Here is a 26,789-nt window from a genome sequence, read left to right on the forward strand (position 1 = left end):
TCCCAATCATAGGCAGATGCTCCACTTGGGGAGCCACCCCCGTGGGCGGGTTTCCCGACAGTCGCGGGAGTGGCGTGAAACCCCAAGACCCAACGGGAGAGCCAGTCCCCCATCGATCAGGGAGACCGCGCCCGTCGGGGGCTGGTCTCACCGCACTGCCTCCCCCTCCTCAACCATGCCCGATGCCCATTGCCCTATGCCCGATTACGCAACTTTTTTTTTAGTAATGTTTAATGATTTCTATCTGTTTTTGATCCCCATTTCGATAAAATGGCTGGGGATCACCACTTCAACTCACACCGCTTTGATCGGCGACACACATGAATCAACTGAACAATGGTTTCACCCTATTTCTTAGTCTGCTAGTAGAAGCGATACCGTTTTTACTGCTAGGGGTATTGTTCTCCAGTTTGCTGTTATTGTTTGTCGATGAGCGCAAATTGGTGGCGGCAATGCCAAAAAATCCGCTGCTGGGTGCGTTTGCTGGGAGTTTGATCGGCTTTTTGTTTCCGGTGTGTGAGTGCGGCAACGTGCCGGTAGCGCGGCGATTGCTGATGCAAGGAGTACCTACACCCGTGGCAATTGGTTTTTTGCTGGCAGCACCAACTGTTAACCCGATTGTGATTTGGGCAACTTGGACGGCGTTTCGCGATCAGCCAGAGATAGTGGTGTTACGAGTGGTGTTTTCGCTATTAATCGCCACGATAATCGGGTTTGTCTTTAGTTTTCAAAAGGATTTGAGTCCGATTTTGAATAGCGCGATCGCTCGTTATCTGAAGTTTAACCCACCACGCAAACCAGAACCCAAACGGCGAACTCATCGTTCCCAGGCAGCCAAAGAAGCAACAGCATCTGGTTTATTACAGTCAGGGACTTATTTTTTAGGAGGAAAAGCCGGTTCAAGCATTAAGATAGATAGTAATTTAATGCAGACGACTGAGCCAACTTCTACACCCTTAAAACCGCTAAAAGATAAACTGCGGCTATTGCTAGATAATACCGTCCAAGAATTGCGAGAATTAGGCGCAGTGATGGTTATCGGCAGTGCGATCGCCGCAGCAATTCAAGTGTTAGCCCCCCGTGACTTAATACTCAGTCTCGGTGCGGGTCCTGTTAGCTCGATCGCTACCATGCTGATATTAGCGGCTGTTGTGTCAATTTGTTCCACAGTCGATTCATTCTTTGCCCTGTCTTTTGCCTCCACATTTACCAGTGGTTCTTTATTAGCATTCCTGGTATATGGTCCAATGATTGACATTAAAGGCGTTGGTTTAATGTTGACAATTTTCAAGCCACGAACTGTATTTTACTTATTTGGCTTGGCAGGACTATTGACATTTTTACTTACGCTTTTCATCAACTTGCACGTAATTTAATAAATTTGATAGTTGTTGGTTGATAGTTGATAGTTGATAGTGGAGCGTGGATAGTAGAAGCGTGGGAGCGTAGATAGTAATTAGCAACTAAGAACTCACAACGCTCCAACGCTTTTTTTGTACAGACGTTTTATTGTCACGTCTCTACCGCTCCAACTAACAATTAACAACTAACCACTAACTACTAACCCATTACCAATGACCACCCCAAATCGAAAACCTAAAAAACCAAATTTGTTACTTCCTTGGCTGGATGTTATAGCAATTGCAGCTTGGGGAATTTTATTGTTGAAATACTGGCTGACTGGCAAGCTAAATTTGTTAATTCATCCGAATTATTTTTGGTTAGCGATCGCCAGCGGTATCAGCTTGCTAATTGTCGCTTTTTTCAGAGCGCAAGAACTGTGGCGGCGACGACGGCGTGATATTATACCCAGTGCCGAACATGTAAATTTATTTCCCCCTGCTTGGGGTAGTGCTTTGGTATTAACAGCGGCAATTCTCGGATTAATTTTTACACCGCGAGTCTTTGCTAGTGACAAAGCACTGCAACGAGATGTTACTGATTTCTTGGGAACAGCCCGCATCAAACCCCAAGCATTTCGTGCTTCCACTCCTCCAGAGAAGCGATCGCTTGTAGACTGGGTACGCGAACTTAATGTTTATCCAGAACCAGATAAATATTCAGGACAAAAAGCCAAAGTGCAGGGATTTGTGATTCACCCGCCAAATTTACAAAAAGATTATTTGTTCTTAGGTAAATTTGTTCTAACTTGCTGTGCCGCAGACGCTTATCCTGTAGGATTACCCGTAAAATTAACTCCAAATAGCGAACAATACACACCTGATACCTGGCTAGAAGTAGAAGGACAAATGGCAACAGAAACTCTGTCCGGCAAACGCCAGCTCACCATCGCTGCCAGTTCCATTAAAAAAATTCCCCAACCAAAAGATCCATATAGTTATTAGTTATTTGTTGGTTGTTAGTGGTTAATTGTTATTTGTTGGTGGTTAGTTGTGAGTGGTTAGTTGTGAATTGTGAGTTGTTAGTTGTGAGTTGTGAGTTGTTAGTTGTTAGTTGCTAATTACTATCCAAATTCCACTATCCACTATCGACTATTTACTATCCACTATCCAAATTCCACTATCCAAATTCCACTACCCACTATCCACTACCCACTATCCACTATCCAATGACCAATTTTAAAGCCTCTATCCAACCCCTAGATCGTGCGGCGATCGCGCTAATGCTCCTACTCTGTTTCGTGATAGGAGTAATGATATTGCAAGGAGACGTGGTAACATCTCGTGTGCGAGACTTTACCTGGCAACATCAAGAAACTGAGACAAAAGATTTATCTTTAACTAATTCCAATTGGGAGAATCAAAAAATTGGGGCAGAATATAACCGTTTTGCCCTTTCTTTTAGTCGCCCAATGGACACAAAAAGCGTTGAGCAAAACTTGAAAATTGACCCTCCCCTAGTAGGAGGTAAATTTAGTTGGGCAGGGCGGAAAATGTTTTATACGCTTTTGACACCAGCGCCTTATGGCACAACTTATAAAGTGCAGTTACAAGGTGCAAAAGATAAGTTTGCGGAAAAAGAAGGAAAAAAACGGACGAACGCACCTTTTGTAGGTAACTTTCGCACACGCGATCGCATTATGCTTTATATAGGAGCAGACAAAGAAGAAAAGGGACGATTAGTTCTTTATAATTTGACTCAAGACCAAAACAAAATACTGACTCCCAAAGATTTGGTAGTGATGGACTATAAGCCATTTCCAGAAGGAGACAAAATTATATTTTCTGCTCGCACATCATCAAGTCAAGACTTACTTTCGGCGCAGCTATATACAGTAACTACAGGCATTTCTTTACAACCGAAAAAACAAGCTGAACCAGCAGGAAAAGTTGACCTAATATTAGATAATAAAGACTTTCAAAACTTAAAATTTGACATATCTCAGGATGGACAAACAATTGCCATTCAGCGAGGAAATAAAGCTAGTCCTGGTGACTTTGGGCTGTGGTTTATGCCAGCAAACACTAAACCAGGAGAAAAACCAAACCTGAAGCGCGTGCAAAGTCCGCCAGGAGGGGATTTTACGATTACCCCAGATAGTCAATCTGTAGCAGTTGCCCAAGGAGAGGGAACAGCGATTTTACCTTTAAAAACAGATGGTAGTAAACCCCTAGCTTTTTTCCCACAATTTGGCTTGGTGCAAGCTTTTTCTAAAGACGGTTCTCAAGCGGCAATGGTCAAGTTTAATACAGATTACACGCGAGATTTGTTTTTAGTCACAAATCAAGGTGTCAACAAACTGCTGTTAAAAACTACAGGTTCAATTGTTCAGTGTCAGTTTGATACTGCCTCACCCACTTTATATTGCTTGGTAACACAGCTATTACAAGGAGGAGAAGTATATCAAGAACAGCCATATTTAGTTGCAATTGACCTAAAAACGGCGCAACAGAAACCACTGTTCGTGTTACCCCCCGATCAACGAAATGTCGAAATGAGTTTAGCACCGGATGGTTTAGGATTGTTATTTGACCAAGTAGTGCCTGAAGATCCGAACATTCCCCCATCACCGGGAAACACTTTGAGAAGCGATGACGGAGAAGCGATCGCCACTAGTAGTTTATGGTTAATGCCTCTGTTACCTATCACCGATGCCGGAACAACTGCCGAAATCAAACCAGAACCACTTCCCTTAACCGGATTTCACCCCAGCTGGCTACCCTGACGTAGAGACGTTCCACCGGAACGTCTCTACAATATGTAACAAAGAACGTCTCTACTTAAATATTCTTAATAATAGGATTTTGTTTAATTGCCGCACTGAACAGGTATTCTGCCTATCTTCACAAGCTGCAATCATTAATAATTTCCTATCTCTAATTCAAAATGTTATAACGTCATCAGCGCCCTCATACGGGAAAATAAATAACATAGATTGATGACAAATGAAGGAGTGTTTGGGAGAGCTGCACTTGTCTTCTAAAGTAAACTTGGATCAGACAGTATACATGAGTAATTATACTGTGTTAGTGCTGAACAGTTTGAAGCTGCTGGGTGGTGGAGAGTAATGAATCAAGCGGACAACATAGATAACGGGACTTTTATTGAATCAGAAAATTTGACAAATTCGCCACAATCAGATCCGGGGAATTGTCCCTTTTATTCAGTTTTGCCCAATAACAACATGGCAATGATGAAATTGCCACTTTTGATGCCAGCAGAAGACAAGTTACCCGAAGCCCAAGCTAGTAGTGCGTCGGAGTCGAGAATACCCGCTTCCTCGCAAGATTGGGTGGCAGAACCGGACAGCGAAAAACAAGCACTGATTGATGACGAATTCAAGAAGCTGCTGGAATTGAATGAAGAATTGCGGAGGGCTAACACCAACTTGTATGAACAGGTGGAGGTGTTAAAAGCTGACTTATCTGAGTCAGAAAAAGCATTGCAGTGGCAAAAAAAGCGCTCAAGCGTTGCCGAATCGATGCTTGGGCAACAAACTCAGGAACTATCCGCAGCAGGCGAGCAAATAAAGTCTTTATTCCAACAGTTAGAAACTGCCGTCCAAACTGTTCAACGTCAGGAAAGTTTAATCGAAAATTATAAATCACAGCTAGAAATTAGCCAACAACGGCTTGCCCAGTTAGAGCGGGAATGTGCCAAAATTCAAACTAGCTACAACGAACAGTCTCACCAGATATTACAATCAGAAACTACTTGTCGAGAGTTACGCAGTCGGTTAATGCGACAACAGCGCCAAACTCTGCAATTTAAAGCAGCTTTGGAAAAGTGTTTGGAAAGTCCTGTCCCCAGCTATGATTCAAATGATGATAGCGCCAATAAGTCAGACGACATCAACATTTGCCAACCAAGAAACTCTAAACAGGCTTCGTCTTCATTCTCTAACGCCGAGCCGATTAAACCTTGGTCGGCACAGATAGATTCTTTGACTAACGAGCTAAATTATCCGTGGGGAGAATCTTTATTATCACGCTCAGACACAAGCGAACGATCTGATTCTACTTCATCTACCTGGGAATTCTCAACTTCACAACCAGCAACCATCGACGTAAACACCGAAAAAGAATCGCGCTCAATTGATGATGAACCAATCGCACCCCACACCACACCTTCATCAAATAATATAGACGAGCAGCTGGATGATGTCATCCAAATGTTTTTCGCGGCAAAACCAGCTGATAAAAAAGATACAGAAAAAACTCAGCCGATTCCGCCGATATGGGAAGCGATCGCCACACCAATTTCAAACGATGAAAAAACAATAAATCCTCAGAATGCCTTTGTAGAAAGACATTCTCCGCTTCGGGATGCATCACCAATGTCATCAAGTTTACCCCTTACCGAAACTACGGCTGAAGAACCAGAAGATTACTGGTCAGAAGTGACACCATTTAACCCATTGGAATTACAGGCAAATAATTTTTCCCAAGAACCATTGACAGATTACACCGCTGATACCAACTCCCCCTCACCGGTGGTTTATCCCCAGCGTCCACCCAAAAAGCGAAAGTCATTAGCATCTGTTGAACTCCCGAATTTTTATCCCAAGAAAAAATAGATACTACGTAGTGAGCGATTCATCGCTCAATTAATCCCCAAACCCCACTATGGATTCTAATCCAGCGTTGTGTGAAATTATCAGCTCGCGCATTGCCTCAAGTCCCCATCGGCGAATTACTTTTGCCGAATATATGGACATAGCGCTGTATCATCCAGAACACGGCTATTATTCCACCAAAGCAGTGAACCTGGGAAAACAAGGTGATTTTTTCACCTCCGTTCACCTTGGTAGTGACTTTGGCGAATTGCTAGCTGAACAATTTGTTCAGATGTGGGAGATTTTAGGGCGACCAAAACCATTTACTCTAGTAGAAATGGGAGCAGGTCAAGGATTGTTAGCAGCAGATATTCTTAACTATTTACAACAGCAATACCTTGACCCTTCGGGTCAGCAAGTTTCCCATCTCCTGTCGGAGACGCTACGCGAACGACGCAAAGCGCCAAGACGGGAACTTGCTGACTTTTTTGCCTCATTAGAGTATGTAATTGTAGAGAAGTCTCTTGCCTTAAGACAAGAACAACAGCAACGCTTGCAAGATTTTCCTTTACGCTGGTGCAATTTAGAGGATATACCGCCATTATCAATCACTGGCTGCTTTTTTTCTAACGAATTAGTGGATGCCTTGCCAGTGCATCAGTTTACCTTAGAAGCAGGGCAACTGCGAGAAATTTATGTAACAACGCGGGGATCGGGGGACGACAAGGAGACAAGGGGACAAGGAGACAAGGAGACAAGGGGACAAGGAGGACAAGGAGGACAAGGAGGACAAGGTGACAAAGACGCCGGGCGTGGAGGACGACTTGGGGGAATTTCTTTTTCATCTCCCTCATCCCCCTTGTCTCCCTCATCCCCCTTGTCTCCCTCATCCCCCTCATCCCCCACTTCCCCATTTGTCGAGGTAATTGGCGAAGTTTCATCACCGAAGATAGCTGAATATTTTGATTTATTAGGAATAGATTTTGCCCAAAGTGCTTATGCAGATGGCTACCGCAGTGAAATTAATTTAGCGGCAGTAGACTGGCTGAGTATAGTGGCAGACCGATTGAAGCGCGGGTATCTGTTAACAATAGATTATGGCTATCCTGCCAATCGTTACTATAACCCCAGGCGATCGCAAGGAACTTTACAGTGTTACTATCAGCATCGACACCATAACAACCCTTATATAAACATTGGACGACAAGACATCACGGCTCATGTTGATTTTACCGCTTTGGAAAAATCGGGCGATCGCTCTGGTTTGCAAAAAGTCGGTTTTACCCAGCAGGGATTGTTTTTGATGGCTTTGGGGTTAGGTTTACGCATCGCCAACCTCTCTTATCAACAGCAACCAATTTCCCAGATGCTGCAACGACGGGATGCACTACACCAGCTTTTAGATCCTATGGGATTGGGTGGCTTTGGTGTCTTAGTTCAAAGTAAAGGACTCACACAAGCAGAAATTTCTCAACCATTGAAGGGACTGGGGAATGGGGACTAGGGACAAGGGAGACAAGGAGACAAGGAGACAAGGAGACAAGGAGACAAGGGAGACAAGGGGGACAATTTTTTTCTATTACCTATGCCCAATTACCACGTTCCCAATTCCCAATGCCCAATTCCCTAATAAATCTAAAAAGTTAAAACTATATTAATACAGCCTTTTGGATAGATAGTCTACCATAACAGTGATTGCAGTTAAGACAAAAACATTCAACAAGTAAAAATTATGTCTACTCATGACCTGTTAATGCTAGTGACACTACTTACCCCCGGTATTTTACTTTCAGTTTTGATTATGGCTACTTTTGCTGCTGGTGGCTAATCATCTTAACTGAAGCTTGAGTATCTTCAAGCTTATCGGGAAATCAGCTAATAGCTAATAGCTATTAGCTTTCGGTTTTATTGAAAAGCGATCGCGTGTGCGAAAGGAAGAATAATAATGAAGGTGGCATTTCTGGGAACTGGATTAATGGGGCTACCTATGGCTCAAAGGTTATTAGCAGCAAATATACAGCTAATCGCCTACAACCGCACCCCAGAAAAATTAGCACCATTACAAGCAGCTGGCGCTGAAATTGCAGCGCATCCCCGGCACGCAATTCGCGCTGCTGATTGTGTAATTCTCATGCTGACTAACGCCGGAGCAATTTATAGTGTACTGCTTTCGGATACTTCTTGGCGAACTCTGGCTGGGCGCACCGTCATTCAAATGGGGACAATTACTCCTTCTGAAAGCAAAGAGATTAGAGATTCGGTAGTTAACGCAGGTGGTGAGTATTTAGAAGCACCAGTTTTAGGTAGCATCCCCGAAGCAACAGATGGCAAACTAATTGTCATGGTAGGCGCTTACCGCGATCAATATCAACGCTATTTACAGTTATTGCAACATTTTGGTTCAGAACCTATACATGTAGGTTCGGTGGGATGTGCTTCTGCACTCAAATTAGCGCTAAATCAACTAATTGCTTCTTTAACTACCAGCTTTGCTGTGAGTCTCGGTTTCGTTCAGCGTTACGGTGTCGATGTGGACTTGTTTATGCAAATACTGCGAGACAGTCCTCTATACGCGCCAACATTTGACGAAAAGCTGCAACGGATGCTAGATGGCAATTATGCCAATCCGAATTTTCCGACAAAGCATCTACTTAAAGACACAGATTTATTTATCGATGAAGCAAAATCAGTCGGTTTGAATGTCAGCAGTATCGAAGGTGTGCGGGAAATTTTGCAAATGGCGATGAAAATGTCATTAGCTACTGCTGATTATTCATCACTATTTTCTGCTATCAATTCAGATAGTAATGAAGAATGGGAAACTGGTAGTGGGTAATGGGGAATGGGGCATCGGGCATCGGGCATCGGGCAAGGAGACAAGGAGACAAGGAGACAAGGAAGAATTTATCCGATTCTCAATGCCCAATGCCCAATGCCCATTGCCCAATGCCCAATGCCCAATGCCCCATGCCCAATTACCAATTACCAATTTACAACTTTGATAAAATTTCTGGCAACAACTGACCTGGAACTTTAGATAAGGCAAGATTTTGTCCTTGTATTCCTAATTCATTGTGGAATGCACGAACTGTTTTTACCACATAATTGAAGGTTGTTTGATAAGCTTCTGGTTGTTTGCTCAAGCCATTTAAAGCTTGCAAATGATTATCTAACGCTGCTTCTAGCTGTTGAGAACGAGTTGCTTTGTCGCAATCAAAATACTGGTCTGTTGCTAGTTGATAATGTGCTAGTCCTAAGTTATTGTGAGCAGCAAAGATATCAAAACTGAGAGGTACACCATTCAGTGAATGAGCAAGCGCAAGGGCTTCTTCGTATGCAGTGATGCAAAGTTTAAGAAACTTGTGCCGTGCGTCTCTTGTAGTTTGAGATAAATTTGCCAAATGCCAATAAGCGGTACCAAGATTATTTTGGGTAGCAGCAGCTGCTGTGGGAACGTTAGCGGGTGTACGATATTTTAAAGCTTCAGAGTAGGCATCGATCGCCTGTTGCAAATTTTCCGCCGGATTTTCATATTGTGCTAGATTCCAGTTAGCAGTGCCGATGTTATTTTGAATCATCCCATATTTAAGCGGTTCGTTGTCGCTGCTGTAAAGAGCTAACGCTTCGTTGTAAGATGCGATCGCCTTCTTCAAATGCAATACTGGTTGATTATATTGCGCCAAATGCCAATAAGCAGTACCTAAATTATTCTGACAAGCAGCATACTTCAACGGCTCCATTTCTGCTGTACGATAGCGCAAAGCCTCGTTGTAAGCTGAAACCGCTTGCATCCAACTTTCTGAGGGATTAGAAAAACGAGCTAAATCACCATAAGCTGTCCCCAAATTATTTTGCACCCGCGCATAAGTATCCGGGTGTGTTTGGGGCGCAATCATGTTTAAAGCTAACTGATAAAATTTAATTCCCTGTTCTATATAAGCTTGTCCCTCCTCAGAATTGGGAGGTGTGCGGTACAGCATCCAATAAAGTGTACCTAAGTCATTTAATATATCTGGTACTTGGGGTGAAGTTTCGTCATGAGTAATAGCCTCCTGATAAGCAACAATTGCTACCATCAAGTTTTCTAACGTTGACTGTCCTTGCTCAATGCGAATCCGATATAAATTTCCTAAGCGATGATAAGCTGCTGCTAGTTCCTCATTCGCTTCTGGTCGTGAGTGTAATTCCTCAATTTCCAAAAGCATTTGCTGCGGTTGCAAAGTATCATCTTCTTGAGCGATTTCATGATTAATTGTTGCCAGTACTAACTCGCTTAACTCTTTGCTAACATGAGGCAAACTCGGCGGCAATGAAATATCACTTTGGCTGGATGTAGCTGTCTCTTCCTTGGGGGTCGCAGCAATGAATAATTCCGATTTTGGTTGAGGAACTTCTGGTGGTTTATGTCCGCGACTAACTGGGGTTTCTGTCTGAAAATCGAAATCTTCCGGGAAATTTAAATTGTTGTCAGCAGCTTCTGTGATTTCTCTTTGCGTAACTGATTCTTCTACAATCGCATCCTCAAAACTGACTAAATCCAAATTTCTCGAACTCGATAAACGTTCTGGAGAAGTTTGGTTTTGCGTCGTCGGGGTGGGTTCGCCGGCAAACATAAATACACCAGTACGACAACGCCAAAATTGCGGTGCTGACTGCTGGATAGCGTGTAACCAAGGACGCGGTACCCACAATAACAAACTCGATTCTAAGAATCGATTCGATTCTTGGAGAGATAAATGCTGCTCGGTTAAGCGCAGATAATGTAAAAATAAACGTTGTGTTGCTACTGGTTGCCTGGTTAACTGCTCTACTCCGACAATTTGAAATGCCGGAATTGGCAAAGGTCGTCCCGGTGAGTCTTTTGACGCTCCAACAAGTGGCGGTGGATAATTAGTTAACCATTGATTTATTTGCGCGATCAAATTGGGGTCGCTCAAATTCAACCGTAATGTCACTAATCGCGGATAAGCTGGTGTGCTGCTTTCTTGCCAATCTAATGGCTGATACAGTACTTGTCCAACCGGATAAGCCAAAGTTGAATGCAAACGAGCTGCAACCTGATTTCTCAGGTTTAAATCATCACATACTGCCAAAAAGATTTGTCGTCGCAAGCGAAGACTAAGGGCAAGTTTCAGACGGTGATATACTTGCCGATTCCAGGCTGAATTATTGGTGTGTGCAGTATCATTCACGCTCATCGAGGCGTCATAGCCAAAACACAGTTTACATCACAGACAGTTCCTTGCGGCAAAGACCGTTTTTAGCACTGTCCACTCCTTACGGGGTGGAGTCTATGCAAGCAGCCTAAAAGTCTAGCTATGACTATGATTTTCAAGCGGTTGTGACTCTGTTCAGGATAAATCGGGAACTAGGGATTAGGGATTGGGGACTGGGGATTAGGGAATTTGAAGAGGGGAAAAGGGGAGGCAGTGCGTTGCGATCGCCAGCGCTGTGCGGTGAGTCCACGGGCGCGGTTGCCTGTACCGTCTATTCGTAGTCGCTCTCCCGTTGGGAGGTCACGAACGCCCTCGGCGACTGGCGTGGGGTTCCAAGCGTTGTAGCACCTGCTTATGATTGGGAAAGAGGGAAAGAATTATTACCGATGTCTTCTCTCCAATCAAAACTAAAATAAAGTATAAAAATATACTTAGCTAATAGGAAATTTACTCTAATTTACGCATTCAATAAATTCTCAGCTATGAATTATAGATAATGTTAGCACTGGTAAGAGGTTAAAGTAGCATCCTCCCGACAACTGAAAAACCCGACGTATTGTATTTAGACTTTTGTTAGCAAGTATGTAATTTAACAAATGTAAAGTTAAGAAATTTAAATGTAGTGTAGGGTCCGGCTTGTTGCAGTGTGGATATTCCTCCTGCAATATTGCCGTTGTGTTATGCCGAACGGAAGATCGCACCTTGAATTCTTGACAGGAAGTTGCGCTCTTGCACAACACACCCTACAAATAATTTATATTTCTTCAAGCCAATTGAATTTTTCTTTCCGAGTTACTTAAAAGCTGCGATCGAAGAAGAAAAATATTACCTGCACGATGCTATTCAAAAAGACTTTTCCTTTGTGCTGCACTTCCCAAGGGTATCGAGTAAATCAAGCAATTGCTGCGACTGCTACAACAACAAACTACACTCGAAGCTATTTGTTAGCTGAATTTCTCAAAGCTTCCGCAAGAAAGTTTATCTTCGCTAATACTTGATTTCGCTGAAGATATTTCCTTACAAGAGCGATCGCTCTTGTTAAATCCATGATTTTGTCTTTATGTCAAGTACTCTTTCCCGAAAAAATTAGGTTCCTCAAAAATTGGGAACCCGAAAAAGTGTAAAAATTAAGTTTTGTGTAGAGTCCGCTTGCAACTTCATTTATGCAAGCTCAAAATGTAGGCGATCGCTCAATTAAATGAGCTTCAACACGCAAAGGAAAAAATCAAAAAACCGTTTATCAAGCCACACCAGAAACAGAGAAGGCTACGAAAATCAAGCCCCCAACCAAAACTGTAGCGGCAATTCCCAGAAAAATATAGTTGCGCTTTTGTCCGTCGTTGAGAGGTTCCGCTTGATATACCTTTGGTTCACGGGCAAAATTATTCAGACGACCGCCTTCTTCTGTTGTGTACGGCATGAATTGATTCCTACTTTGTGTTTGTTTATTTAATGTTACAGAAGCTGAAGATTTTACTTTTCACTTTCGACATAAATCTTTACATTTCTTAATAATTCTTATTTCTCTTATACTTATGAGTTTTGCATTCTTGTGGGGAAATTAATTTGTCTCTCCCCTGCAATAACCCAGCGCCTTATGTGAGACGATTCCTTCATCATGAAGGTTGTCGTGGGATACCCTTGGATCTATTAAACGAACGCTTGTGCCACCTAAAAGCGAGCTGCGGACTCGCCCCAACCCAAGCGTCCCTAGCTAGTGATTGTCCCCTGAAGGGGTGAACTAGCGCTGGCATAATTTTTAATGGGCATTCTGCCGGCAAGGTATGCCAGACGACCGGCGTATGTAGCCATATTCATCGCCTGCGCCATTGCTGCGGGGTTTTGAGATAAAGCGATCGCGCTATTAATCAACAAAGCATCTGCGCCCATTTCCATCGCCTGCGCTGCCTCTGACGGCGATCCAATTCCCGCATCCACCACCACCGGCACACCAGCATTTTCAATAATGATCTGAATATTCGCCGTTGTTTTCAGTCCTTGTCCAGATCCAATCGGCGATGCTAAAGGCATTACAGTTGCACAACCGACTTCTTCCAAACGTTTCGCTAACATTGGGTCAGCATTGATATAAGGCAATACAGCAAAACCTTCTTTCACCAGTTGTTCTGCCGCTTGCAGCGTCCCGATTGGATCTGGAAGTAAATATTTCGCATCGGGTATCACTTCCAACTTGACAAAATTATTATCTTCCTGTCCTAATAGCTTTGCCATTTCCCGTCCCAAACGGGCAACGCGAATCGCCTCTTCTGCGGTTTGACAACCTGCGGTATTCGGCAACATCCAGATTTTTGTCCAATCGAGTGCTTCCGCTAAATTTTCATGTCCCGGTGCTTTAGTTTGTACTCGTCGCACCGCGACAGTCACAATTTGGCAACCGCTAGCGATGATACTTTGTTGCATTTCCTCAACGCTGCGATATTTACCAGTTCCCGTCATCAACCGAGATTGAAAAGTTTTGCCAGCAATTATCAAAGGTGAATCCCGTAGGGGCGGGGTTTCCCCGCCCATATTCGGTAACGCGGTTTTCCCGTTTATATCTCCCACAGCACAAGAATTCGCAGAATGAGTAAGCATGGTAGTAGATGACTTAGCGAGAAATCGCGAATAGTTGAAATGAGTTAGTAGGGAATCTGATTTTTGTTCGCAAATTAAATCGGCTATCAATGTCGCTGTTATCGGCGCGAGCAGAATACCATTACGGTAATGACCAATAGCTAAAGTTAAATTTTTACAGTGACTAGTGCCAAGAATAGGTAATTCATCGGGGGTAGCAGGGCGAAATCCCCACCATAATTCCTCAATCGGATAATCTTGTAATTGCGGATATAGGCGGATAGCTGCTTGTAGCAAGTATGATATGCTAGCTGGGGTGTTGTGAGGAGTGAAGCCAACATCTTCGCTAGTTGCGCCTAAAATAATCCGTCTGTCGCGCCTTGGTACGATGTAAATATCTTGTCCATACAAAATCCGTTTTAAAGGCAATTCTGAAGTAAATTCTGGCGATCGCAAACTCAGCATTTGCCCTTTTTTCGGACGCACGGGTAAGGGTAACAATTCATTCGACCAAGCACCCCCGGCTAAAACATACTGTTCAGCACGAATCGCAAGAGCGTTAGTTTGTACGCCTAAAACTTGCCCTTGCTGCTGTTCAATAGCTTCAACTGTAACGCCTTCTTTGAGTTCAACGCCGAGGGACTCTGCTGCTGTCCACAATACCCGCGCTAAAGCTCTATTATCTACTTGCCCATCTTCAGGATACCACCAGCCACCAACTACTTCATCTGCCAATCCCGGCTGATATTGATGAATTGCTTCTTTATCTAACCAGTAAGCCTGGGAGGAGGGGGAGTAGGGATTAGGGAGTAGGGAGTGGGGAAGATAAGGTGAAAATTCCCCAAGTCGTCCTCCTTGTCCTCCAAGTCGTCCCCCTTGTCCCCCAAGTCGTCCTCCTTGTCCCCCAAGTCGTCCCCCTTGTCTCCTTGTCTCCTTGTCTCCAAGGAGTCCCCCTTCCCCATAAATCGGTGCTAAAATGCCGCAAGATGAGTAACCAGTATTTAAGCCTGTAAGGTCTTCTAGTTTGCGTGTCCAGTCGGGATATAAACGACGCGATCGCCTACACAAAGACTGCATCGCCTCACCTGAGATGTTTTCGGCATCTGGTGCTAACATCCCGGCAGCTGCGTGGGTGGCGGCAGCTTTAAAGTCGCGGCAAAGTACGGTAACATTGCAACTTCGCAATTTTAGTTCAATGGCGATCGCTAAACCAATAACGCCGCCACCGATAATTAAAACGTCATTATTCATTAGTTATTAATCATTAGTTATTAGTTCTTAGATACTAACAACTCATAACTCTGAACAAACACGGGGAATGGGGAATGGGGAATGGGTAATGGGTAATGGGGCATGGGGCATGGGGGAGGCAGTGCGGTCTTGGGGTCTCCCCAAGTGGAGCACCTGCCGTCATGGGGCATGGGGAATGGGTAATGGGAAAAAATACGTTACCAATTACCAATTCTCAATTACCAATTACCAATTACCAATTCCCAATGCCCAATGCCCAATCCCCAATGCCCCATGCCCAATTACCAATTCCCAATTCCCAAATCGCGCCTTGTAGTTCCTACCATAAAGCGCGAACTGGTCCGCCGGAATTTGTATCAGTTGATTGGTCGGGTGATTGAGAATTATCAGGGGTTGGGTCTGGAGTGTTATCGGTTTGCTCTTGATTATTTTCGCTAGTTGACTCTTGAGAGTTATTCTGAGCAACGCTGTTGCGATTTTCGCCCTGATTTCTCGTGCCACTGCTATTAACATTAAGATTGGCAGGTAAGACTTCGGATCTACCCCTGACAGGTGGAGCGCTTGCATTTTGTCCACCCATAGGAAAGTTTATACCTAACAATGTACCTAGCAAAATTGCCAAGCCTCCAGCCATAAGAATTAGCGGTGTCCATCTACCCATGTTTTTATCTCCTTTTTAACCTTCTGCTGTCCACACTATTTGAGAACCTTGTCCCCAAAACCCATCAAATTTTGTTACTTTCACATCCCCTAAAACCTGAGTTTGGCTTTTCTTACAGAAAGCCGGCGGGAAAGCCCACTCCACGCGCGGGGTGGGATGAACCGTCGCCCGCCGACTTGGGGCCCTATCGCATTGGGCATTGGCATTCTTTCCCATGCCCCATGCCCCATTCCCCATGCCCGCTCTCATCCCACTCCACGCGCGGGGTGGGATGAGCTTAAGTAGGTTTGATGTAGGAGAATGGGGAGGAAGCGATCGCCTCGCATTGTCACGCCAATTAGCCGCTGACACTTCTGGTTCTACTTTGACGGCACAAGTACCACAACTGCCAATACCCCGACAGTTTATGAATGATGCGCCGCCATTGTAGAGGTCAATACCATTGTGCAGCAAAACTTTGCGTAAGTTTGCTTTCTTCTCGCACTCAATTGTTTTACCTTGAGCTAGTACCTTAGGCATTGCTCAAATTTCCGAACTGGCTTTTTGTTGTATATTGGCACATCGCTTTGAAAGTTGTCTCTATTGTACTTTTATGACCGAAAATCCCTCACCCCCACTTTGGATCTATGACACCACGCTACGGGATGGCACTCAACGCGAAGGGCTATCAGTGTCTATAGAAGATAAACTACGCATTGCTCGCAGGTTGGATCGGCTTGGTGTACCCTTTATTGAAGGAGGATGGCCCGGAGCAAATCCAAAGGATGTACAGTTTTTCTGGCAATTACAAGAAGATCCGCTAAAAGTAGCAGAAATTGTTGCATTTTGCTCGACCAGAAGACCGAACACCAATGCGGCAGATGAGCCAATGTTGCAAGCCATTCTTGCTGCTGGTACTCGCTGGGTGACAATTTTTGGTAAGTCTTGGGATTTACACGTCACAGAAGGTCTGAAGACAAGTTTAGCAGAAAATTTAGCGATGATTCGCGACACGATTGAGTATCTTCGCGCTTCTGGTCGTCGCGTTATATACGATGCGGAACACTGGTTTGATGGCTACAAACACAATCGGGAATACGCTTTACAGACATTAGAGGCAGCAGCTACGGCTGGTGCTGAATGGCTCGTCCTCTGCGATACTAATGGCGGAACTTTACCACACGAAATTAGCCAAATTGTTCAAGATGTGGTAATGGCGAATAGGGCATGGGGGAGGCAGTGCGTTGCGGAGGTCACAAACGTTGTAGCACCTGCCGTCATGGGGCATGGGGGAGGCAGTGCGTTGCGGAGGCACTGCCTCCCCAATTACCAATTCCCAATTCCCCAAATTGGCATTCACACTCATAATGATTCAGATACGGCAGTTGCTAACGCCTTAGCTGCTGTTATGGCAGGGGCAAGGATGGTGCAAGGTACAATTAACGGTTATGGTGAACGCTGCGGTAATGCTAATTTGTGTTCTTTGATTCCGAATTTGCAACTCAAGCTAGGTTATAGCTGTATACAAGAAAACCAGCTATCTAAGCTAACAGAAGCTAGTCGCTTTGTCAGCGAAGTTGTCAATCTTGCACCTGATGAACATGCCCCTTTTGTCGGGCGATCGGCATTTGCCCATAAAGGTGGTATCCATGTTTCAGCGGTAGAACGCAATCCCTTAACTTATGAACACATTCAGCCAGAACAAATTGGTAATCGTCGCCGCATTGTCATTTCCGAACAAGCTGGACTGAGTAACGTTTTGGCAAAAGCCCGCAGTTTTGGGATTGAACTAGATAAGCAAAATCCACAAGCACGGGAAATTCTCCAACGCTTGAAAGATTTGGAGAGTGAAGGATATCAATTTGAAGCAGCGGAGGCAAGTTTTGAGTTGCTGATGCGCGAAGGTTTGGAAAAACGTCCTTTATTTTTTGAAATTAAAGGGTTTCAAGTACACTGTGACTTAGTGGAAGGAAAAGAAAGTACCAGTGCTTTAGCGACTGTGAAAGTAACTGTCAACGATAAGGATATTCTCGAAGCTGCGGAAGGTAACGGACCGGTTGCGGCTTTGGATGCAGCGTTACGCAAAGCTTTGGTCAACTTCTATCCGCAAATTGCCGCTTTTGAATTGACAGATTACAAAGTGCGGATTCTTAACGGACATACGGGTACAGCAGCGAAAACCCGCGTTTTGGTGGAATCGCGCAATAGTCATCAACGCTGGACAACTGTAGGAGTTTCTACCAACATTTTGGAGGCTTCCTATCATGCGGTGGTGGAAGGGTTGGAATATGGTTTGTTATTGCATTCACAAGCTGAAGTAGCGCTGAATGCTTCTAGTTGAGGGTAATGGGGAATGGGGCATGGGGCATGGGGCATGGGGAATGGTAATGGGAAAGAATTATTACCGATGCCCGATGCCCATTGCCCAATCACCAATTACCCATTACCAATTACCCATTACCAATTACCCATTACCCTCATTCCAACTTTACAGTAGCCAAATTGCCAATCCCAGACAAACATTTAACACTCCCATACCCACATAGGTTAAGCGGCAATTTGGGAAAAGGCTTACACAAGGGGCAGCCTAACTACTAAAATCTTTAAGATCGGTGAAGAAATCGGCAAGCGCTATCTTTTATGAGATAGTTTCCCAAGCTTGGGCGACTACTTGACTCAACCAGCGTCGTTGTTGCTTATCCAGCATTTGGTCATCTGCTAACACCTGAGCTGTTAATTCTTCCAAAGATTGACCTTGAGAGCGGACAATTTTAATTACTCCGGCGATCGCAGCTGCAACTAATTCTTCATCAACGGGGTTTTGTCGTAAATTAACAATTTCTTGGGGACTGTGTGGGATGGGATAATTCATGGCGTGCGTTTACAGATAATTACAAAATGAAGAACGAATTTGACAAACTATTAAAGTTTCTTCACTGAATATTTATTCGACCGATAGGGCGGAGTTTACCTTAATTGCTTCCTTTCTTAAATCTGTCTTAATGAGTAGATTCATCGGAAATGTCAGAAAAATGAAACAAATACTTTATTTAGAAATTCCCACTCCGGATACAACGGCTGTACGCGAGTGGTTGCAAGCAGATTTTGAACTAGATACTGGGGAAAAAGTACTCACCCCCTCAGGTTTCCGTTTAAAGATTCCACATACTACAACTGATGAGGTGACAATTACCGAAAAATTATTTACAGAAATTTCTGTATTTGTCTGGTCGGTACAGCGAACCACGTATTTAAAAGCTTTCCGTTGGGGAGATAAGCCTTTCCCTCATGAAAGGAAAATCTTACAAAGCCTGACTAATCAAATCAGAAGCCGCTTTCCCCACCATTACCCGGAACCGCCACCAATTGATTTATCCAAACAATCAATTTTTGAAGCGCTAGCGCCTTATTATCCTCTCACCGTCAAGTATTTCCAGAAAATGCCCAAAGGTGAATATGACCTGCAACGCGCTTACTGGTGGGAACAACGATGGCGCGAAGGTGTGCGTAATCCCAAGCAACCGCGTCAGGTAATCTTTGAGGACAGACTTGGGGACAGGGAGACAAGGGGACAAGGGGACAAGGAGAAAAATAGTAATTCTTTCCCCCTCTCCCCCTCCTCCTCTCCTACCTACGATTTGATCTACATCGGCGGCGCTTTAGGGGCGATTCATGCGGCGGTGATGGCGCAATTGGGGTATAAGGTGTTGTTAGTGGAGAGATTGCCTTTTGGAAGGATGAATCGGGAATGGAATATTTCCCGTGATGAAATTCAAAGCTTGATTAATCTGGGTTTGGTGACTCCCGCTGAGGTGGAATCTATCATTGCACGAGAGTACAAAGACGGATTTAATAAGTTTTTTGATGGTAATAATCCGGAGAAATTGCGATCGCCTATACTGCACACTCCCACTGTGCTAAATGTAGCCTTGGATTCCGATAAATGGCTGCAATTATGCGGACAAAAGCTCAAAGCCGCTGGCGGTGAAATCTGGGATGAGACAGAGTTTATCCGGGCAGATATTAGTAATACACAAGTAGTAATTAATGTCAAGGATTTACCCAGTCAAACTGAAAAGCAAGTTAGTGGGCGAGTGCTGGTGGATGCGATGGGAACTGCTTCGCCGATCGCTTGGCAATTAAATGGCGGTCGGGCTTTTGACAGTGTTTGTCCAACGGTGGGAGCAGTAATTGATGGTGGATTTGAGCCAGGGGCGTGGGATTCGCAGTATGGCGACGTTCTCAACAGCCACGGAGATATTTCGCGGGGAAGACAGTTGATTTGGGAATTATTTCCCGGAGCCGGTGAAGAATTGACGATTTATTTATTTCACTACCACGAAGTAAATCGGCAAAATCCCGGTTCGCTGCTGGAAATGTACGAGGACTTCTTCACGATTTTGCCAGAGTATCGACGCTGCGATATGGATAAGCTGGTGTGGAAAAAACCGACATTTGGATATATACCGGGATATTTTAGTGTGAGAAATGGCGATCGCAAAGTTGCTTTCGATCGATTATTAGCGATCGGTGACGCCGCTTCTCTGCAATCTCCCCTTGTTTTTACCGGCTTTGGTTCTTTAGTTCGCAACTTAGAACGCTTAACAACTCTTTTAGATGTAGCCCTCAAGCATGACTTGCTCAGTTTCCGACACCTGAACCAAATTAGCGCTTACCAAAGTAACGTTTCCGTAACTTGGCTATTTTCCAAAGGAATGATGGTTCCCACAGGAAAATTTTTACCACCCCAACGGATTAACTCGATGCTAAATACCTTCTTTGGGCTATTAGCAGACGAACCCCTTGAAGTGGCAGATAATTTCATTAAAGATAGATGCGATTGGTTCACCTTTAACCGTTTAGCACTAAAAGCAGCTCGCACAAATCCGGCATTGTTGCTGTGGATTTGGCAACTTGCAGGACCAAAAGATTTAATGCGGTGGCTAAGTAACTACTTGAACTTTGGTCGTTACGCTTTAAATAGCGCTTTACTCATTCGATGGTTTCCCCGCTTCCTCAAGCGAATCCAGCCTTGGCTAGAAACCCGCAATCCTGCATTGTGGTTGAGGTTGTTAGCACTTAATTACGCCCTCACCATTGGCAAACCGCGTGCCCAAAATCAGGTAGCAAAACTCAGCCCAAAAGCGAGAATTCAAATTAGTCATTGAGAATTGGGGATTGGTAATGGGTAATAGGTAATTGGGAATTGGAAATTGGGAATTTGGCAATGGGCAATGGGCATCGGGCACTGGGAATTGGGAATAAGAAATTCTTTCCATGCCCCATGCCTTATGCCCCATGCCCCATGCCCTATTCCCCATTCCCCATTACCCACTAACCAAAGATACAAGCACGCCATTTGGATCGCGCACGCGAGCGATTGTGTGTCCTCCAGGCTGGGGTTTTGGTGCATCTAATCCTTTTGCACCGACACCGATCGCTCTCATATAAGCAGTACCAACGTCAGGGGTGACGAATGATAGTTGAATTGAAGCTGGAGGTTGGGCAGAATTGTTGGGATGACAGCCACCCGGAAATAACTTCTGCGCTTCGTTGCTTGAGGAGAAAGCAAGCGTCGTGCTACCGGTTTCTAATTCTGCCCAGACAGACTCACCAATTTCCCGGAGAGTGCGACGAACTAAACCAAAGGCTTTTTCATAAAACTCGACGGTTTTAATTACGTCGTCTACCCAAATAACTGTGTAACCAAATTTCATGGTTTTGCTTCCTGTATGCGTGCGATCGCAAATCAATCCTACCCCAATAGCTGAAAACAAAAACCTGTAAAGTAATTTAACATGTTTTTATTTTCGCGTTTTTTACGAAGTACGTAGTGAGCGGTTTACCGCTCATATCAAGAATGAGAAGGGCTGAAGCCCTTACTACTAATAAGCGCGTTTATTTATGCCCATTTACTTATTAATCTGCTTAATTTTGCTTGCTGGATGCTTAAACTTTGGTAACAATTACAGTTACAAAACCGCACAATCTCCACCTGTACAAGAAATTGGTAAGTGGCTGGGTGAGCCTTTGCCTAACACTTATGCAAATTTACAGTATGAGATTATTGGTGATACTCCTGACCCACAGGCGCGAATTGCTGTCAATGTGTCAAAAGAGTATTTTCAAATGCTGATTAAAAATCAAAATTTAGTTAAATATGACGACTTCAAAAATAAGCTGCCTGATGACTTAAAGCCAAGAGAATGGGAAAATGGCAATCATCCAAAATATTTTATCAAAAAACCACTTTCGAGTACAACAATATGGATTACAAAAAATAATTTTTACCCTAAATATTACTGGTATCAAAACTCTACACTATACATGGTTTATTCCTCGAGATAGTTGCCAATGCCCAATGCCCAATGCCCAATGCCCAATGCCCAATGCCCAATGCCCAATGCCTAATGCCCCATTTAACTTTCTAGAATACAAGAAGCGGTGGCGAGAGTTTGTGCTTTTTGTTGCATCAGTTCAATATCTGATGCTAACCAAGAGCGAGGTGCTTGACAGTGATGAGCTATTAGCAATCCCCATAAACCTCTAGGAATCAAAACTGGTACAACTAGGTTAGCGCGAACTTGTAAATGACGAAGAAAATCTCGGTGACAAGGCTGGATTGGTTCTAATTCTATATCAGCGATCGCTCTGACTCTTCCTGCTAAATACATATCAGCATATTCATTGTTAAAACAATCATCAGGTCCGGTTGAACCTAAAATTGATAATGAGCGATCGCTCAAAGATTCAAAAGTTACTTGTCCGGACCACTTTTCGTAAAAATAATACAAAACCACCCGATCAACCTGAAGTAACTCTCGGAGTTGGTTCGTTGTTTGTCTAACTAATGCATCCCGCTCGATTGTTTGACAAAGGCGATCGAGTACTCGTTGTAAACCCCTGTCATGATGCCTATTTGAACTAGGGTCAAATCTGAAATGTGAATGAATTTCCACAGGTTCCAAATGACTGCTCAGTAAATATTCTTGAATTTATATGGTAACTTATCAGACCTCTATCTAAATAAATCCCTACCTGACAATAGCGATTAATTTTTTCTCCAATCATATTACCAGTTAACTGTTTTGGCAAATTTAAAATAAAAAATTAATAATTTACAATAGCTACAAGGCAAAAATATAAATCAAATATAAAAATATTATTTTCCCAAAATCTCCGTCAGAAACACTGTTTTTAATTATTATCAAATAATAACTTTGTGCGTGTTGAAAATCACATTTCTTTAGGAACTAATATAATTACAATAATTGGGTAAAGTTGAAATATTGCACTTTTTTTAAAAGTTCCGAGGCAGCACCCTACATAATTGTGTTCCCAGGCTTGAGCCTAGGAACGAGAAAGGCTTATCTATCTACTGACCCCATGATGATGTCAATACTGCCGAGAATTACGACAATATCTGCTAACTTCACACCGCGCAATAAATGAGGTATAATTTGCACGTTGTTGAAATCAGCAGCGCGAATTTTCCACCGCCAAGGGAAGACGTTATCATCGCCTATGAGATAAATTCCCAGTTCACCTTTGCCGCTTTCGACGCGGGAGTAAATTTCTCCTTTGGGAATTTTGAAGGTGGGGGAAATTTTCTTGCCAATATACTGGTAATCAAAAGCATCCCACTCGGATTTTTTACCAGCAGCCATGCGCTTGGCTTCTAAGTTCTCAAAAGGTCCACCAGGAAGTTTGGCGATCGCTTGACGAATAATTTTCACCGATTCGCGCATTTCTCGCATCCGCACGACGTATCGAGCGAAGCAATCACCCGCAGTTTCCCAATGCACATCCCAGTCGAAATCGTCGTAACATTCGTAGTGGTCAACTTTCCGTAAATCCCACTTTACCCCAGATGCGCGTAACATCGGACCAGATAGTCCCCAGTTAATTGCTTCATCGCGAGTAATAGTACCAACACCTTCAACACGACGCCGGAAAATCGGGTTATCGGTAACTAAGCGCTCGTATTCGTCAACTTTCGGGATAAAATAGTCGCAAAAATCCAAGCATTTATCTATCCAACCGTAGGGTAAATCAGCCGCGACACCACCAATCCGGAAGTAGTTGTGATTTACCATCCGATAACCTGTGGCAGCTTCCCACAGATCGTAAATCAACTCTCTTTCGCGGAATTGATAGAAAAACGGAGTTTGTGCGCCAACGTCAGCCAAGAATGGACCAAACCACAGCAAATGGTTGGCAATGCGATTCAATTCCAGCATGATAACGCGGATGTAGCTAGCGCGTTTGGGAACGGCAACATTGGCTAGTTTTTCCGGTGCGTTGACGGTGACAGCTTCGTTAAACATTCCCGCTGCATAGTCCCACCGACTGACGTAGGGGACGTACATTATATTAGTGCGGTTCTCGGCAATTTTTTCCATCCCCCGGTGTAGATAGCCGATGACCGGTTCACAGTCGATGACATCTTCGCCATCTAGGGTGACAATTAACCGCATAACCCCGTGCATTGAGGGATGGTGAGGTCCCATGTTTAGCACCATCGGTTCTGTGCGGGTTTCAATTCTTGCCATTAGTTAATATCCCCTTTGGAACACTTGTGCAGTTAACCGTCAATTTAGACTTTCTTGACATGACATTGTGAATGTCATAAACACATCAAAACGCCACAGGTGTAAACTGCGGATTTTTGAAGGTGTTTAACTTTTATCTCATTAGTTTAATTATATTGACAGACGACCGCGAAAGAAGGTTTTGCCTAAACAAGCAATGTTTGTGCGATCGCCTGAGAATGATGTTCTACTTCTAAATACTTGCTTTATTTATCTTACCGCAATTTATTTAAGTATTTTTACTATCTATCATAAATTTGCTACTTAGCCACGATTGGAATTTTTGATGGCTAATTAGTTTTTTATCTCAAAAATTAAGGAATTACTTTAATTTTACCTCAGTAACAATACTGCTATTTTTCCATCGGGATTTAGTTTCTAAGTAATAATACTATTTTTTAATTTTTACGTAATAAAAAATACTCAGAAATTTTTCTTATGATACTTTGGGCTAAAACATATACCATTGGGTGGATGAAATATGAGTGTAAATTTGTTTGATGCTAATCACTATCGATCTGCAAATCCAGACTTAGCAGCAGCTGGTATAAATACAGATGCACAATTGCGTTCACACTTTGACAACTAGAGTTATGGGCGATTTCTGCCTGATTGTAACCTATGTAGCACGGGCTGATAAGTAAGTCAACCAAATTAAACATAAGACCCGCGTAGGGTGCGTTAGCCATAACGCACCCTACATTTAATGTTTTTTAAGGTTGGGCTAGTTAGTTTGTGCGATCGCACTTAGGCAAGATGCCTAACCTACATAATACCTATGTGGTGCTATACGCTCCGGAAGGCTTTTTTGATTGCTCTAAACTGTGTTTATCTGTGTTATTCCTATCATTCGGAACTCTTTTTAAATAAGTTCAATGAAAAGCGATTCGGAAACACAATTTGATACAGAAGACGAAGCAACTTTCTCACATATTCCGGTTTTGAGTCGAGAGGTAGTTGAGGGTTTAGCGGTGCATCCTGGTGGACATTATTTAGATGCTACTGTAGGCGGTGGCGGTCACAGTCGGTTAATCTTAGAAGCTGCACCAGATGTACAATTGACGGCAATGGATCGAGATGATGATGCTTTGATTGCCGCAAAAAAGCAATTAGGAGAGTTTGGCGTTAGCGTAGCTCCTCCAAAGGAGGCTCGCATACAATTCATCAAGAGCAATTTTGCTGCTTATAAATTTCCTCCAAGCACTTACTCTGGTATTATCGCCGATTTGGGCGTTAGCTCTCACCATCTCGATACAGCGTCACGGGGTTTTAGTTTTCGCTCTAGCGCTCCTTTGGATATGCGGATGGATCGAGGACAATCGTTAACGGCTGCTGATGTGATTAATGATTGGGATGAAACAGAGTTAGCAAATATTTTCTTTACATACGGTGAAGAACGACTTTCGCGACGCATTGCCAGACGAATTGTCGAAAAACGTCCGTTTCAGACGACAACGGAATTAGCTGAGGCGATCGCTTATTCTGTCCCCCCGAAATACCGTTATGGGAGAATTCACCCAGCTACTCGCGTGTTTCAAGCTTTACGCATTGTCGTTAACGATGAGTTAAAGTCTTTAGAAACGTTTCTCGAAAAAGCCCCAGAAGCGCTTTTACCCGGTGGCAGAATCGCCATTATCAGTTTTCACAGTTTGGAAGACCGTCTGGTGAAACACGGTTTAAGAAATTCACCGTTGTTAAGGGTATTGACAAAAAAGCCAATTACTGCTCAAGAAGATGAAATTGCCAATAATGTGCGATCGCGCTCTGCTAAGTTGAGAATCGCAGAAAGGAAAGAGTGAGGGGAGTGGGGGAGTGGAGGAGTGGGAGAGTGGGGGAGTGGGAGAGTGGAGGATATAGCAGTTGAGAAATAATGAATTACAACGATTATTACGAAAATGGATACACTATAAAACGTCAGCTTCTTTCATTAGAAGAAGTAGAGTATTTGAGAAATGAAATCACTAACAATATTCAATTTGAATCATCTCACGGAAGTAGGCATCTGCAATTCAAAATTCCTGCTATCTATGATTTGGCTTATTCGACAAATATCCAGGACAGTCTAACCAAGTATTTTGATAACAGTCCCAAATTAGTACGGGCTATCTATTTTAATAAAACCTGTAATACTAATTGGAGTGTATCTTGGCATCAAGATAAAACTATCGCTGTCAAAGAAAAAGTTCAGATTGCTGGTTTTGAACCTTGGTCAATCAAGGAGGGAGTTGTTCATGTGCAACCCCCTATAGAAGTCATGCAAAATATAGTTACTTTACGCTTGCATTTAGATGCTGCTGATAAAACTAATGGTGCTTTAAGAGTAATTCCCAAATCTCATCAGCTAGGCTTATTAAGCCCAAGTCAGATTGAGCAAATAAAACACAAACAAAATTCAGTTTTTTGTCACGTTGAGGCTGGTGATGCTGTAATTATGAGTCCGCTGATTTTACATTCTTCCTTGAAAGCTATAAACCCTAGTCAGCGTCGAGTGATTCATTTAGAATATTCGTCTTTCAAGTTACCTGAAGGCTTAAGTTGGGTTTGATGGTTATCAGTTATTG

24 protein-coding genes are annotated in these 26,789 nt (G+C 43.5%); 15 read left to right on the top strand and 9 right to left on the bottom strand.

The window, feature by feature from the left end; genetic code table 11:
* Positions 1 to 320: 320 nt before the first annotated feature.
* The 8 genes from AABK37_RS12875 to AABK37_RS12910 all read left to right on the top strand — a co-directional run bounded on the left by AABK37_RS12875 (position 321) and on the right by AABK37_RS12910 (position 8,980).
* Positions 321 to 1,376: a permease gene (locus AABK37_RS12875; protein WP_432551959.1), complete on the top strand. Its 1,056-nt coding sequence runs from the start codon at positions 321 to 323 to the stop codon at positions 1,374 to 1,376.
* A 198-nt stretch (positions 1,377 to 1,574) separates the two neighbouring features.
* Positions 1,575 to 2,345, top strand: coding sequence for a TIGR03943 family putative permease subunit (locus AABK37_RS12880; RefSeq protein WP_432551960.1), 771 nt, complete (start codon positions 1,575 to 1,577; stop codon positions 2,343 to 2,345).
* 224 nt (positions 2,346 to 2,569) lie between these two features.
* Entirely contained in the window at positions 2,570 to 4,126 is a 1,557-nt protein-coding gene (locus AABK37_RS12885) for a hypothetical protein (protein WP_432551961.1), read from the top strand.
* A gap of 342 nt (positions 4,127 to 4,468) precedes the next feature.
* Positions 4,469 to 5,977, top strand: a complete 1,509-nt coding sequence (locus AABK37_RS12890; RefSeq protein ID WP_432551962.1) for a hypothetical protein — start codon at positions 4,469 to 4,471, stop codon at positions 5,975 to 5,977.
* Between the two features lie 49 nt (positions 5,978 to 6,026).
* Positions 6,027 to 7,460, top strand: coding sequence for a class I SAM-dependent methyltransferase (locus tag AABK37_RS12895; protein ID WP_432551963.1), 1,434 nt, complete (start codon positions 6,027 to 6,029; stop codon positions 7,458 to 7,460).
* Complete coding sequence (locus AABK37_RS12900; protein WP_432551964.1) at positions 7,450 to 7,614, top strand: hypothetical protein; 165 nt, start codon at positions 7,450 to 7,452, stop codon at positions 7,612 to 7,614. Before AABK37_RS12895 ends, AABK37_RS12900 begins: the two co-directional genes overlap by 11 nt.
* A gap of 287 nt (positions 7,615 to 7,901) precedes the next feature.
* A complete protein-coding gene (locus tag AABK37_RS12905) occupies positions 7,902 to 8,792 on the top strand; it encodes an NAD(P)-dependent oxidoreductase (RefSeq protein WP_432551965.1) in 891 nt (296 codons plus the stop codon).
* Entirely contained in the window at positions 8,792 to 8,980 is a 189-nt protein-coding gene (locus AABK37_RS12910; RefSeq protein ID WP_432551966.1) for a hypothetical protein, read from the top strand. The genes AABK37_RS12905 and AABK37_RS12910 overlap by 1 nt, the downstream gene beginning before the upstream one ends.
* Here the strand turns inward: AABK37_RS12910 and AABK37_RS12915 are convergent.
* The 3 genes from AABK37_RS12915 to thiO all read right to left on the bottom strand — a co-directional run bounded on the left by AABK37_RS12915 (position 8,947) and on the right by thiO (position 14,997).
* Positions 8,947 to 11,154: a tetratricopeptide repeat protein gene (locus tag AABK37_RS12915; RefSeq protein ID WP_432551967.1), complete on the bottom strand. Its 2,208-nt coding sequence runs from the start codon at positions 11,152 to 11,154 to the stop codon at positions 8,947 to 8,949. The two genes, AABK37_RS12910 and AABK37_RS12915, sit on opposite strands and share 34 nt — an antisense overlap.
* Positions 11,155 to 12,412: 1,258 nt before the next feature.
* Positions 12,413 to 12,592 carry a photosystem II assembly protein Psb34 gene (gene psb34 / locus AABK37_RS12920; protein ID WP_432551968.1) on the bottom strand — a complete coding sequence of 60 codons (180 nt, stop codon included), beginning with the start codon at positions 12,590 to 12,592 and terminating at the stop codon, positions 12,413 to 12,415.
* 290 nt (positions 12,593 to 12,882) lie between these two features.
* A complete protein-coding gene (thiO, locus tag AABK37_RS12925; protein ID WP_432551969.1) occupies positions 12,883 to 14,997 on the bottom strand; it encodes a glycine oxidase ThiO in 2,115 nt (704 codons plus the stop codon).
* Between the two features lie 67 nt (positions 14,998 to 15,064).
* On the opposite strand from thiO, the gene AABK37_RS12930 reads away from it, so the two are divergent.
* Entirely contained in the window at positions 15,065 to 15,313 is a 249-nt protein-coding gene (locus tag AABK37_RS12930) for a hypothetical protein (protein WP_432551970.1), read from the top strand.
* 3 nt (positions 15,314 to 15,316) lie between these two features.
* Here the strand turns inward: AABK37_RS12930 and AABK37_RS12935 are convergent, their stop codons facing one another.
* Together AABK37_RS12935 and AABK37_RS12940 are read right to left on the bottom strand one after the other, a co-directional pair.
* Positions 15,317 to 15,658, bottom strand: a complete 342-nt coding sequence (locus tag AABK37_RS12935) for a hypothetical protein (RefSeq protein ID WP_039747394.1) — start codon at positions 15,656 to 15,658, stop codon at positions 15,317 to 15,319.
* 15 nt (positions 15,659 to 15,673) lie between these two features.
* Positions 15,674 to 16,177 (bottom strand): 2Fe-2S iron-sulfur cluster-binding protein, encoded by a 504-nt coding sequence (locus tag AABK37_RS12940; protein ID WP_432551971.1) that lies wholly within the window; start codon positions 16,175 to 16,177, stop codon positions 15,674 to 15,676.
* Between the two features lie 73 nt (positions 16,178 to 16,250).
* On the opposite strand from AABK37_RS12940, the gene cimA reads away from it, so the two are divergent.
* Positions 16,251 to 17,978, top strand: a complete 1,728-nt coding sequence (gene cimA, locus AABK37_RS12945; RefSeq protein WP_432551972.1) for a citramalate synthase — start codon at positions 16,251 to 16,253, stop codon at positions 17,976 to 17,978.
* A gap of 19 nt (positions 17,979 to 17,997) precedes the next feature.
* Positions 17,998 to 18,183, top strand: coding sequence for a hypothetical protein (locus AABK37_RS12950; protein WP_432551973.1), 186 nt, complete (start codon positions 17,998 to 18,000; stop codon positions 18,181 to 18,183).
* 92 nt (positions 18,184 to 18,275) lie between these two features.
* Here AABK37_RS12950 and AABK37_RS12955 read toward each other — a convergent pair whose 3' ends face one another.
* Positions 18,276 to 18,509 (bottom strand): hypothetical protein, encoded by a 234-nt coding sequence (locus AABK37_RS12955; protein WP_089127557.1) that lies wholly within the window; start codon positions 18,507 to 18,509, stop codon positions 18,276 to 18,278.
* Positions 18,510 to 18,669: 160 nt separating this feature from the next.
* Between AABK37_RS12955 and AABK37_RS12960 the strand changes: the two genes are divergently transcribed.
* Entirely contained in the window at positions 18,670 to 20,805 is a 2,136-nt protein-coding gene (locus AABK37_RS12960; protein WP_432551974.1) for an NAD(P)/FAD-dependent oxidoreductase, read from the top strand.
* Positions 20,806 to 20,964: 159 nt separating this feature from the next.
* Here the strand turns inward: AABK37_RS12960 and AABK37_RS12965 are convergent, their stop codons facing one another.
* On the bottom strand, positions 20,965 to 21,354 hold the full coding sequence (locus AABK37_RS12965) for a VOC family protein (protein WP_432551975.1): 390 nt from the start codon (positions 21,352 to 21,354) through the stop codon (positions 20,965 to 20,967).
* 187 nt (positions 21,355 to 21,541) lie between these two features.
* Here AABK37_RS12965 and AABK37_RS12970 point away from each other — a divergent pair, with 187 nt between their 5' ends.
* The gene (locus tag AABK37_RS12970; RefSeq protein ID WP_432551976.1) at positions 21,542 to 21,985 is read left to right on the top strand and encodes a hypothetical protein; all 444 of its coding nucleotides are present in this window, start codon (positions 21,542 to 21,544) and stop codon (positions 21,983 to 21,985) included.
* 71 nt (positions 21,986 to 22,056) lie between these two features.
* On the opposite strand, the gene AABK37_RS12975 is transcribed toward AABK37_RS12970, so the two are convergent.
* Both AABK37_RS12975 and AABK37_RS12980 read right to left on the bottom strand, forming a co-directional pair.
* Positions 22,057 to 22,596 (bottom strand): GAF domain-containing protein, encoded by a 540-nt coding sequence (locus AABK37_RS12975; protein WP_432551977.1) that lies wholly within the window; start codon positions 22,594 to 22,596, stop codon positions 22,057 to 22,059.
* A 408-nt stretch (positions 22,597 to 23,004) separates the two neighbouring features.
* A complete protein-coding gene (locus AABK37_RS12980) occupies positions 23,005 to 24,189 on the bottom strand; it encodes an NAD(P)H-quinone oxidoreductase subunit H (RefSeq protein WP_432551978.1) in 1,185 nt (394 codons plus the stop codon).
* A gap of 914 nt (positions 24,190 to 25,103) precedes the next feature.
* On the opposite strand from AABK37_RS12980, the gene rsmH reads away from it, so the two are divergent.
* Together rsmH and AABK37_RS12990 are read left to right on the top strand one after the other, a co-directional pair.
* A complete protein-coding gene (gene rsmH / locus AABK37_RS12985; RefSeq protein ID WP_432551979.1) occupies positions 25,104 to 26,027 on the top strand; it encodes a 16S rRNA (cytosine(1402)-N(4))-methyltransferase RsmH in 924 nt (307 codons plus the stop codon).
* Between the two features lie 71 nt (positions 26,028 to 26,098).
* A complete protein-coding gene (locus tag AABK37_RS12990; RefSeq protein WP_432551980.1) occupies positions 26,099 to 26,773 on the top strand; it encodes a phytanoyl-CoA dioxygenase family protein in 675 nt (224 codons plus the stop codon).
* The last annotated feature ends 16 nt before the right edge of the window (positions 26,774 to 26,789 follow it).

The organism is Tolypothrix sp. VBCCA 56010 (assembly GCF_050875635.1).
Lineage (GTDB): Bacteria > Cyanobacteriota > Cyanobacteriia > Cyanobacteriales > Nostocaceae > Hassallia.